The organism is Brevibacterium moorei (genome assembly GCF_024580735.1).
GTDB classification, from domain to species: domain Bacteria; phylum Actinomycetota; class Actinomycetes; order Actinomycetales; family Brevibacteriaceae; genus Brevibacterium; species Brevibacterium moorei.
The window spans coordinates 40,887-52,337 of sequence record NZ_JANIJX010000017.1 but is presented as its reverse complement, the minus strand read 5'-3'; the positions used below and the strand labels follow the sequence as shown (position 1 = coordinate 52,337).

General features: G+C 72.1%; 8 protein-coding genes. 2 read left to right on the top strand and 6 right to left on the bottom strand.

From position 1 onward, the window contains the following. Nucleotides 1-157: 157 nt before the first annotated feature. Together NQ034_RS11585 and NQ034_RS11580 are read right to left on the bottom strand one after the other, a co-directional pair. Nucleotides 158-1,561 carry a uracil-xanthine permease family protein gene (locus NQ034_RS11585; protein WP_257049008.1) on the bottom strand — a complete coding sequence of 468 codons (1,404 nt, stop codon included), beginning with the start codon at nt 1,559-1,561 and terminating at the stop codon, nt 158-160. Nucleotides 1,562-1,675: 114 nt separating this feature from the next. Continuing rightward, a complete protein-coding gene (locus NQ034_RS11580) occupies nt 1,676-3,361 on the bottom strand; it encodes a PucR family transcriptional regulator (protein WP_257049007.1) in 1,686 nt (561 codons plus the stop codon). Nucleotides 3,362-3,396: 35 nt separating this feature from the next. Here NQ034_RS11580 and NQ034_RS11575 point away from each other — a divergent pair, with 35 nt between their 5' ends. Next, complete coding sequence (locus tag NQ034_RS11575) at nt 3,397-4,374, top strand: oxamate carbamoyltransferase subunit AllH family protein (RefSeq protein WP_257049006.1); 978 nt, start codon at nt 3,397-3,399, stop codon at nt 4,372-4,374. 68 nt (nt 4,375-4,442) lie between these two features. Continuing rightward, nucleotides 4,443-7,427, top strand: a complete 2,985-nt coding sequence (locus tag NQ034_RS11570) for a bifunctional FdrA/YlbE family protein (RefSeq protein ID WP_257049005.1) — start codon at nt 4,443-4,445, stop codon at nt 7,425-7,427. Between the two features lie 51 nt (nt 7,428-7,478). Here NQ034_RS11570 and NQ034_RS11565 read toward each other — a convergent pair whose 3' ends face one another. The 4 genes from NQ034_RS11565 to NQ034_RS11550 are packed head-to-tail and all read right to left on the bottom strand — an operon-like array spanning nt 7,479 to nt 11,410. Continuing rightward, on the bottom strand, nt 7,479-8,693 hold the full coding sequence (locus NQ034_RS11565) for an XdhC family protein (protein WP_257049004.1): 1,215 nt from the start codon (nt 8,691-8,693) through the stop codon (nt 7,479-7,481). Further along, nucleotides 8,690-9,772, bottom strand: coding sequence for a VWA domain-containing protein (locus tag NQ034_RS11560; protein WP_257049003.1), 1,083 nt, complete (start codon nt 9,770-9,772; stop codon nt 8,690-8,692). Before NQ034_RS11560 ends, NQ034_RS11565 begins: the two co-directional genes overlap by 4 nt. Beyond that, nucleotides 9,765-10,700: an AAA family ATPase gene (locus tag NQ034_RS11555; protein WP_257049002.1), complete on the bottom strand. Its 936-nt coding sequence runs from the start codon at nt 10,698-10,700 to the stop codon at nt 9,765-9,767. The genes NQ034_RS11560 and NQ034_RS11555 overlap by 8 nt, the downstream gene beginning before the upstream one ends. After that, complete coding sequence (locus NQ034_RS11550) at nt 10,697-11,410, bottom strand: nucleotidyltransferase family protein (protein ID WP_257049000.1); 714 nt, start codon at nt 11,408-11,410, stop codon at nt 10,697-10,699. Before NQ034_RS11550 ends, NQ034_RS11555 begins: the two co-directional genes overlap by 4 nt. Nucleotides 11,411-11,451: the final 41 nt, after the last annotated feature.

Genomic DNA, 11,451 nt, shown 5'->3' with positions numbered 1-11,451 from the left:
GTGCTCCTTAGCCGGTGGCGCCGAGGTGGGGGTTCCGTGATTGACAGGCCGCGCCGTATCCCACACTCTAGGACAGCCGTGAGGCGCAGGTCACAGATAGATATGCCAAAGACGAATGGTGTCCGCAGGCAAGGTTTGCTCATACGAGCGCGGTCATTTACTCGCGCTTAACATTGCGAACGCCGGGGTCGGCGGCCGCACCGGCCCTGCCGGCCGACCGGTCCGTCAGCCAGCGGCCCAGGTGGTACATCACCAGCACGACGATGGTGCCCAGGGTGATCCCGGACAGGGTGAATGTCTCCGAGAACTTCAGGCTGACATCGCCGATGGCGATGATGACGCCCGCGGCGAGCGGCACCATATTGACCGGCCGCGCGAAGTCGACCTTGTTCTCGATCCAGATCTTGGCCCCCAGCAGCCCGATCATGCCGTACAGGACGACCATGATCCCGCCCAGCACGCCGCCGGGCACCGATGAGATGAGCGCGCCGAACTTCGGGGAGAACCCGAAGAGGATCGCGATACCGGCCGCCGCCCAGTAGGCGGCGGTGGAGTAGACCCTGGTCGCGGCCATCACACCGATGTTCTCCGCATGGGTCGTCGTCGGGGAACCGCCGACCATGGTGACGACGGCGGTCGCCACCCCGTCGCCGACGACCGCCCGCCCGACGTACTTGTCCAGCGGCTCCCCCATCATCTCCTCGACCGCTTTGACGTGTCCGACGTTCTCCGCCACCAGGGCGATCACCCCCGGCAGCATGACGATGATCGCCGCCGCGTTGAAGACCGGCAGGTGGAAGCCCACGACCCCGGCCGCGGCATCCGTCATCGGGGGCAGCCCCAACCAGTCGGCCGCGTACACGGAGGACCAATCGACCCGCCAGTGCGTCGTCGCCTCTCCTGCGGAGGAGCTGAAGGAGGTGATCTGGCCGAACGCACGGTCGAACACCCACGACAGCAGGTATCCGAAGACCAGGCCCAGGAGGACCGCCATCCGGCCCAGGAATCCCTTGGCCACGACGGCGATGACGATGGTGAAGAGCATGACGATGAGGGCGATCCACTGGTCCTGGGGCCAGTAGGTCCTGGCCACCACGGGCGCCAGGTTGAAACCGATGAGCATGACGACCCCGCCCACCACCACAGGTGGCAGGACCTTGGTCAGGAACTGCGCGCCGACCAGGTGGATGAAGACGCCGGCAAGGGCCAGGACGATGCCGGCGACCATGATCGCACCGGTCACCTCCTGCGGCGTCCCGCCCTGGGCGTGGACCGCCGCGACGCCTCCGACGAAGGCCGCGGACGTTCCCAGATAGCTGGGGATCCGGCCCTTGACGATGAGCAGGAAGATGATGGTGGCGACCCCGCTCATCATCACCGCCAGCTGCGGGTTGAGCCCCATGACGATGGGGAAGATGAACGTGGAGCCGAACATCGCCACCACGTGCTGCGCTCCGAAGCCGATGGTCCGCGGCCAGGTGAGGCGCTCATAGGTCTTGACGACCTCACCCTGTTTCACATGCTTGCCATCGCCATGGACGGTCCAACCGAATATCGCCACGAATGCTCCCGGGTTCTTCATCACCATTGATCGAACGAAGGTCTCATACCCCAGGCTATGTGGTGTGAACCACTGCCGAACCCACAGATTCTGCCAAAGACGGCCCGGTCGGCCCTATGGAAGTTTGACGATCTGCAGGGCGAGTTCGACGGCGAGCCGCAGGTGCGGATCACGGGTGAATGGACCGATCATGCGTTCGAGTTTGGTGATCCGATAGCGCAGCGTGTTGTAGTGGAAGAACAGCGCCCGTGCCGTCTCCGCGACGTTGAGATTGTGGTCGAGCAGGGCCTGCAGGGTCTCCCGCAGGTCCGCGTATTCCGGTTTGTCATCGCCGGCCAGCACGCCCAAGGTCTCCTGGGCGAAGGCGCGCAGTTCCTCCTTCTGCCCCACGTGCAGCAGCAACCGGTAGACGCCCAGTCCGTCGAAGTGGCTGAAGTTGTGGCCGGCCCCCAGCTGACGCCCCACGTCCAGGGCCCTGGTCGCCTGCTGATAGGCATCGGCCAGGTCGACGACGTCCGCGGTGGGCCGCGAGATCCCCACGGAGAACTCCCTCCGGCCACCGCCGCCGCGCCCCCGCACCGCGGTGGCGTAGGCGCGCACCCGCTCGACGATCTCGTCGCGGTCGGCCGCCGCCAGCAGCAGGATCACCTGATCGCCCGACCCGACGACCGCCGCATGGGGATCGTCGGCGGAGACCACAGAGGACCAGGCGCGGGCGAACAGCGTCTGCAACTGGGACAGATCGTCGGCGGCCACGCTGTCATCGCTGGGATCGGCCTCGGCGACGACCACGTTGAGTTCACGGTCCAGGTCCCATCCCAGGGACTTCGCATGTGACACCGTGCGCTCCGGGGATGCAATGTGCCCGCGCAGCACTTCGAGCACGAAGTCGCTGCGGTACTTGCTCTCCACCGCCGCCACCGACTGCTCGCGGGCCAGCACCAGGGCGGCGGCCGCGGCCGCCTGCTCCAGCACCCGGAATTCGACGTCCCCCGGGGTCCGGTCGGAGAACGCCACGATCCGGCCCAGCGTCCGCTCGTCATCGAGGATCTGACAGTTGCCCCAGAACACCTGCCCCTGGGACCTGGCCGCCCTGGCCGGCTCGTCCTCGACGATGAACCTGCCGGATTCGTCGAAGCAGCTCAGGCCCAGCAGGCGTTCGCGTTCGGCATCTGATTCGGCCACCATCGCCTTGAGGCGGCCGTCCAGGGTGGTGACGGCCGCGGCGAAGCCGATGCGCTCGATGAGCATCCGGCACACGTCCGTCAGGTCGCCACCGCCGACGACCACGTTGACCAGTTCCCGCATGGTGTGTTCGGCCAGCCGGATCATGGCTACGCCCCGGCTCAGGCTCGAGGAGAGCACCTCGTGCATGATCTCGTCGAATCCCACGCCCTCGCCCAGCTCCAGAATGGGCAGGGACAGGCGTTCGGCCTCGGCCAGCGCCTGCGGTGGGATCCGGTCGATATAGCGACCCGGTTTGATGCACAGGGCAGAGACCCCCGCCGCTTCGACGCGGCCCAGCAACTCCACCAGGGCGTCGGGGGCCTCCCGCAGCGGATATCCGGTGGTCAACAGGAGTTCGCGCGGTTTGACCCAGGGGAGGATGTCGGGGACCTCCATGACATTGGTCTTCTCGACCAGCCGGTCCAGCCCCGCGCGACCGGCGACCACGGTGCAGCCCCGCATGCTGGGCAGCTGAAGCACTTCGCGGACCGTCAGCGCCACCGTTTCGACACCCTCGAGCTCGAGTAGCATTTCTTGCTGCAAATCGGGCCTCTTCTTGGCATCGTTTGACATGCTTGGACCCTAGCAGCCCGCGATAACCTGGGAAAGTGAGGTCCAGATCACTTATCATCCCGGCGGCGGCCTCCCCCCTGCCCTTTTCGACCCCGCCGACCCCGAGTCCGGTGGCCGGGGCCCCAGTTGCCGGCCGGCCCCGCACGGTCCGGTCGGAAGCCGTGCTGCCGGGTGCCGTTCTGCAGATCTTCGGCACCGGCTTCTACGTCTGCACCACCGGACCGTGCCCGCGCGTGCTGCCCGTCCTGGGCCCCGGCGCCCTCGAGCTGCCAACCGGACTGCGCTGCCCCGGACTGGACCACCGGCACCTGGCCGGAATCTCCACCGGCGATCCGGTCCTGGTCCACACCGACCGGACAGGGCTCGTGCGGGCGTTGGAGACCGACGGCCTGCAGCTGCGCGCGGCCCGCACCTGGCGGCCCACCAGGATCGCCCGTCGGCGGGTACAGCCGGTGGCCGCCCGCCCTTCGCCCGCCGCGGCGCCACGGGCCGCAGCCGGCGGGGCCGCCGAAGTGCTCGCGACGATCGCCGCACACACCGGGCACTCCGACCTGGCCCGCCGGGGCCGGGAACTGCTGGCCGCCCTGACCGAGCGGTCCCCTGCCCTGACCTCCGCCGTGCACCACCTGCTGGGCTTCGGCCCCGGCAGCACGCCCTCGGGCGACGATCTGCTCTGCGGTGTCGCCCTGGCCCTGCGCGCCGGCGGGCAGGACAGCGCGCTGGCGCTCCTGCGCGAACACCTGCCCGGCCCCCTGCTCTACGCGCGCACCCCGGCGCTGTCGGCCTCGCTGATCGAAGCCGCCCTGGCCGGCTACTGCCTGCCGCAGACGGCCCGCGCGATCGCCTCGCTCGCGGATCTCACCGACCCGGAACCGGCCCTGCAACTGGTCTCCGGGATCGGCCACAGTTCCGGATACGACCTGCTGCTGGGAGCGGCCCTGGCCCACCGGGCCCGCGGCGCACCGGAGGCTCCGGCGGACCCGGCCACCGCGACCGCGCGCGCCGCCCCGTGAACCGCACCAGCGCATCCTGCACTACCAAACGTCCACGTCCATCCACCCCGATCGAAAGGGACAAGCCCGTGCCCGAACTCCTCGACGTCAAAGCCGGCCTCTACTTCGACTCCGTCGCCCTCATGCAAGTCTCGACCCGGGTCAAGCAGACCACGGAGGGAATCACCGATGCCCTGATCGGCATGGGCACCGAACTCAACCTGGAACTGATGCGCGGGGTGGGCTTCCCGGTACCCGCCGACGTCACCCCGAACGACCTGGTCATCGCCCTGCGCGCCACCGACGAGGACACCCTGGCCGCCGGGCGCACCGCCGTCGACTCGGCCTTCGCGGAACTGACCGCCGCGGCGAAGTCCGCCGGCGGCCTCGGCGCGGGCGTCCAGCCCCCGCTGACGGTCGAGTCCGCGGTGGACCGGGCCGGCGCCAACCTCACCGTGGTATCCGTGCCCGGCGCCTACGCCGGGATCGAGGCCAGGGCCGCCCTGGACGCCGGCAGTTCCGTCCTGCTGTTCAGCGACAATGTCGACGTCGCCACCGAGGTCGAACTCAAGCGCTACGCCGGCGAGCGCGATCTGCTGCTGATGGGCCCCGATTGCGGCACCGCGATCATCGGCGGCGCGGGTCTGGGCTTCGCCAACCGGGTCGCCGCCGGCTCCTTCGGCATCGTCGGGGCCTCTGGCACCGGGTCCCAGCAGGTCTCGACGCTGCTCGACGCGGCCGGTGTGGGTGTGAGTCATCTGATCGGCACAGGCGGACGCGATCTGAGCGCGCAGGTCGGCGGTCTGACGACCAAGCAGGCGCTGCGCGCCCTGGCCGCCGATCCCGCCACCGAGCACGTCGTCGTCGTGTCCAAACCGGCCGATCCGCAGGTCGTGGCCAAGGTCGAATCCCTGGCCGCCGAGCTGGGCCTGGCGGTCAGCTGGGCCGTCTTGGGCCCGGACTCCCCCGATCTGACGGCCGGCGTCGAGCACGCCCTGGCCGCGGCCGGACACCCCGCACCCCGGTGGCCGCGCTGGCTGCCGGAGAGCACCACTGCGGCCGGAGACGTCGCCGGCCCGCTGCGCGGTCTGTTCTGCGGCGGCACCCTGGCCGATGAGGCCATGCTGATCGCCGCGGCCGGGCTGGGCCCCATTCCCTCGAACATCCCGCTGGCCGGCGCCCCGCGCATCGACGGCGCGCGGATTCCGGCCACCGGTCATGCCGTGGTGGACTTCGGCGACGACGCCATGACCCAGGGGCGCGCCCACCCGATGATCGATCCGGGCCTGCGCCTCGAGGCGATCCGCGCCCAGGCCGAACACGCCGGCGTCCTGGTGCTGGATCTGGTGCTGGGCCATGGCGCCCATCAGGACCCGGCGGCTGATCTGGCCGCGGCGATCTCGGACGCCAGGGCCGCCGCGGCGGACTCCGGCCGGAACCTGCCGGTGGTCGTGAGCCTGTTGGGCACGCCCGCCGATCCGCAGGACCTCGCCGCCACGGCGCAGACGCTGGTGGCCGCCGGGGCCGAGGTCTACGCCTCCAATGCACAGGCCGTGCGTCGGGCGCTGGAACTGCTGGGCGTCGCGTCCGCGCAGCCGGCCGCAGCCGCGCCGGCCGGGTCTGCGCCGGCTGCCGCCGGTGCGGAGTCCGCCCTGACCGCCGCGGCCGAGGCCGCCGGCCCGGCGCTGCACGGCCTGCTCGACGGGGAGCCCACGGTCGCCACCGTGGGCGTGGCGCTGTTCGCCGATGCCCTGCGCGCCCAGGCCGTCGACGTCACCGAGGTCCCCTGGCAGCCGCCGCTGGGCGATGCCGCCGCGATCTACCGGGTGATGTCCGATCCCCGGAGACTGGCGGCGAACCAGGAGGCGCTCGAGCGGATCCTGAATGCCGGAGCGGAACTGGTGGGTCTACGGCCCGCCCGCGAATGCCTGGGCCTGGCGGACAACGAGTTCCTGCACTCGGGCCCGCCGCTGCAGTGGGAGAACGCCTCGGGCCCGATGCGCGGCGCGCTGGCCGGCGCAGTGGTCTTCGAGGGCCTGGCCGATACCCTCGAGGAGGCCGAGGCCGGCCTGGCCGACGGCCGCTTCACCATGGCCCCGTGCCATTCGCGCGATGCGGTGGGCCCGATGGCCGGCGTGGTCAGCCCCTCGATGTGGATGTTCGAGCTGCGCGACCCGGTCTACGGCGGCCGCGCCTACTGTTCGCTCAACGAGGGCCTGGGCAAAGTGCTGCGCTACGGCGCGAACAACGACGAGGTGCTCACCCGGCTGCGCTGGATGCGCGATGTGCTGGGCCCTGTGTTGGGCGCGGCGGTGGCCGCGCACGGTCCGATCGACACGAAATACTATGTCTCCCAGATGCTGCAGTCCGGCGATGAGGGGCACAACCGCAACCGCACGGCGACCCTGCTGTTCCTGCGCGATCTGATGCCCGATCTGCTGAACCTGGACGGCTGGGAGTCCTCCGATCTGGCCGAGGTCTGCCGCTTCCTGGGCGCCAATGACTACTTCGCGCTCAACCTGGTGATGCCCACCTGCAAGCTCGCGATGCACGCGGCCAAGGGCGTGGCCGGTTCGTCCATGGTCGTGACCATGGCGCGCAACGGCACGGAGTTCGGCGTGCAGCTGGCCGGCACCGGTGACACCTGGTACACCGGTCCCGCGCAGATCGCCGAGGGCCTGTTCCTGGGCTCCTACGGACCCGAGGACGCGAACCCGGACATCGGCGACTCCGCCATCACGGAGACCGCCGGGATCGGCGGCCTGGCCATGGCCGCGGCACCGGCCGTAGTGCGCCTGGTGGGCGGGGACGTGCCCTTCGCCGTGGAGACCACGCAGCGGATGTACGAGATCACCCTGGGCGAGCACCCGGTCCACCAGATCCCGATCCTGGAGTTCCGCGGCGTGCCCTCCGGCATCGACATCGTCAAGGTGCTGCGCACGAACGTGCTGCCGCAGATCAACACGGGCATGGCCGGCCGGGTCGCAGGTGTGGGCCAGGTGGGCGCCGGGCTGGTCAATCCCCCGCGCGAGTGCTTCACCACCGGCATCGAGACCCTGGCCCAGCGGGCCTGAGCCAGCGCCCGGGGTCGGGTTTCCGGCCCGGCCCCGGGGTCGCCGGCCCGGTCAGTGGATCGGGCCGACGGAATCCTTCAGGCTCCCACCGGTGTGGCCGGCTGCCGCGCCGATCACCTCGGCGAAGATCGACACGGCCGTGGCCTGCGGGGTGCGCGCACCCAGGTCCAGGCCGATCGGCGCGTGGATCCGGGCGATGTCCTCGGCGGCCACCCCGGCCTCGGCCAGGGCCTGAACGCGCAGGGCGTGCGTGCGCCGGCTGCCCAGCGCGCCGATGTACGCCGCGGGCGATGCCAGGGCCTGGGCCAGCACGGGCACATCGAACTTCAGGTCGTGGGTGAGCACCGCCACCACGGTCGAGGCCGCGACCCGCCCGGCGTCCACCTCGGCTGCCAGATAGCGGTGCGGCCAGGCCACGACGACCTCGTGGGCGGCGGGGAAGCGCGCGGCGGTGGCGAACACCGCGCGGGCGTCGCAGACGGTCACCCGGTAGCCCAGGAACCGGCCCAGTTCGGCCAGGGCGGCGGCGTAGTCGATCGCGCCGAAGACGATGAGCCGCGGCTGTGCCGCCGAGGCCGTGACCAGCACCCGCGGTCCGTCCGCGGGCTGCAGGACCCGGGTGGCGCCGGTGCCGATCAGGTCAGTGGCCAGAGTCCCGATCCGGGCGTCGAGCCCCGAGTCCCCCAGGGTCCCTGCGGCGGCGCCTGGACTCGCGGAACTGTCCGCGGCCCCGGGCGCACCACCGGGCCCGATCCGCATGAGGTGCGGCCCCGCCGGATCGGGCTCACCGGGCCCGGCCGGCAGCCGCACCGCCAGGGCGCTCGGGCCGCCCGCCCGGCCGGCCGCCAGATGGGCTGCCAGGGCCTCCCGGTCGCCGGGGCCCAGCGCGGTGACGAGCACGTCGAGCTTGCCGCCGCAGGCCAGGCCCACCGCGAAGGCATCGTCGTCGCTGACCCCGTAATGGGCCAGGGCAGCGCCTCCTGTGCGCTGGACGTCGAGCGCCAGCTCGTGCACCGCGCCCTCCACGCAGCCGCCCGACAGGCTGCCGACCACCTGCCCGTCGGCGGCCACGGCCATCAGCGCCCCGGCCGGCCGCGGTGCCGAGGACCAGGTCTGCACGACCAGGGCCAGGGCGAAGGGCCGGTCCGTGTGCAGCCAGTCGAGCAGGGTGCCGGCGAGTTCGGCTGTGCTCGGATCCGTGCTCGGACCCGCTTCGCCGCCCGGGGCAGCCCCCGGAGCAGTCCCCGGTGGGTTCGCAGTGCTCATCGCATCTCCCTCTCCATCGCGATATGGGTGCAGGCCCGCTGCCAATCGGCCACCGTGGTCGCGGGTATCAGCGCATCGCTGTAGCGCTGGGCGATCCGCATCCCGCGGATCTCGGGGGCGAAGCCGGTGCGCCCGGCCCGCGGGTTGATCCACACGAAGTGCCGCGCCAGCCGGCCGATCCGGCCCGCCGCCGCCTCCAGCCCGGCGCAGTCCCCGCGCTCCCAGCCGTCGCTGATGAGGACGAACACGCTGCCGCGCACGGCCTCGCGCCACCGGGAGTCCACCAGCTCGTGCAGCCCGTCGCCCAGCCGGGTGCCCGAGGCCAGATCCGGGATGGCGCGCTGAGCCGCCGCCACCCCGCCCGGCCCGGTCAGCCGCGGGCTCAGGTGCGTCAGCCGGGTGCCAAGGGCGAAGGCGCGCGCGTCGATCTCCACCACGGCCCGCTGCATGAAGCGCAACAGCGCCGGCAGCCATTCGTCCATCGAAGCGGAGACATCGGCGACCACGATCACCGGGCGGCGCCGGACCCGGGGCCGGGCGGTGGGCAGTCGGTCCAGTTCGCGTCCGCGGGCCAGCAGCCGCAGGGTCCGCCGCTCATCCGGCGTGCCCCGCGGCGCAGGGCGGACGCGGTGCGAGCGCCGCCGGGGACTGCGCAGCTCCAGCCGCTCCATCAGGGCCAGCGCCTCGCCGGCCAGTTCGGAGGCGCCCAGGTCGACGTGGCGCAGCAGTTCGGTGCGCGCCGCCCTGGCCTGCGGCACGATGGGCCCCGCGCCCTCCTCCCCGTCCTGCCCGCCGGCGCCCTCCTGTGCCGTGGGGACCCGGACCTCGTCCGGGGTCGAACGCGGCAGCCGGCGGCCGGCCAGGCCGAAGTAGCGGTCGAAGACGCGGTCGTGTACGGCCGGGTGCTCCCGCTGTGAGCACATGATCGTCCGGGACGCGGCGCGCACCTGCGCCACGTCCAGCGGGTCCACCAATGCCACAGCGCGCAGCAACAGGCCCACTCTGGTGGGGTCGGCGGCGAGCCCCTGGGCGCGCAGCGCTGCGGCGAAGTCCGTGAGCACCCGGGCCAGTTCAGGCACCGCCGGTCACGCCCAGGACCTCGCGCGCCACGGGGATGTCTGCGGCGTCCTTGACCACCGCGGACAGACTCGCCCGCAGCGCCGGCTCGTCCAGTTCGTCCACCCGCAGGGCGTGCAGGGCGCGCAACCAGTCGATCGTCTCCGAGGTCCCCGGCGGTTTGAGCAGATCGGCCGCCCGCAGGCGCCCGGCGGCGGCGACCACGGCACCGCGCAGCCCGCTCGCGGCATGTGGGACGTGCAGGGCCAGCACCTCGCGTTCCCGCTCGGGGCCCGGCTGGTCGAACCAGTGGTAGAGGCAGCGGCGCTTGAGCGCATCGTGGACGTCCCTGGTCCGGTTCGAGGTCAGGATCACCACCGGCGGCACCGCGGCGCGCACGGTGCCCAGTTCCGGGATCGTCAGGGACCAGTCGGAGAGCACTTCGAGCAGCAGGGCGTCGAATTCGTCGTCCGCCCGGTCCAGTTCGTCGATCAGCAGCACCGCCCGCCCGCCCGCGGCGCCGGCAGCCACGGGCGCGCCGGCCTGCAGGGCCTTGAGGATGGGCCGGGCGACCAGGAAGCGCTCGCGGTGCAGTTCGTCTTCGATGCCGGCGGCCGCCAGTGCGGTCCCCGTGCTCGTGGCCTGGGCCTCCAGGGTGCGCACGTGCAGGATCTGCGCGGCGAAGTCCCAATCGTAGAGGGCGTGGGTGGAGTCGAGGCCCTCGTAGCACTGCAGGCGGATCAGCGGTCCGCCCAGAACCTGGGCCAGGGCCCGGGCCAGGCTGGTCTTGCCCACCCCCGGCACGCCCTCGCACAGCAGGGGCCGGTCCAGTTCCAGCGCCAGGAAGCAGGCGGTGGCCACCGCGTCGTCGGCGATGTAGCCGGCGGCCGCCAGCGCCCGGCGGCAGGATTCGGGACCGTCGAGCGGGATGTGTTCTGATCGTTCCGTCATGCGCGCTCTCCTCTGGCCCGTCCGGCATCCTCGCGCGTGTCGGCCCCATGTCCCTGGGCGGGCAGCGCTGCGGGCAGCCGCAACCCTGCGGCAGCCGCCTGTTCCGGTGTGTCGATATCGGCGTCCCCGTGCACGCCGGGCGCCAGCAGATCGGCGCATTCGACCAGGTTCACGGCGGCGGGTTCCGCGGCGGCGAACAATCCGCGCGCGCCGGCATCGCCGTGGCAGGCGGTGATGGCCGCCGGGATGTGCGCTGCGCCGATGGCCACGGGGTGTCCGGGCACGCCGTTCCACAGCGCCCGGGCCAGCTGCCCGGGGTCCGTCTGTGCGGCCAGGCGGGCCAGGGCCTCGGCCGGGACGTGGGGCAGGTCGAGCAACATCACCAGGGCCCCTGGCGCATCCGCCGGCACGGCGCGCAGGCCGGCGGCCAGCGAGCCGCCCATCCCGGAGGCCCAGTCGGGGTTGTGGACGATCCGCGCACCGGCGGGCACCAGGTGCTCCACCCGCTGCGCGGCGGCGCCGAGCACCACGATCGGATCTGGATCCAGGTGCGGTTCCAGGGCGGCGGCCCGGCGGATCGACTCCACCTGGCAGGCCACCAGGGACCGGCCCCTGTCGTCGCGCAACAGGCCCTTGGGCCCACCCATGCGGCGGCCCCGGCCCGCGGCCAACAGGACCACGGGGATCTGTGGATTCTTCGGTGTGACCATCGCCTCCATCCTAAGCGGCGCAGCTGGTGGAGGGGGTCGAG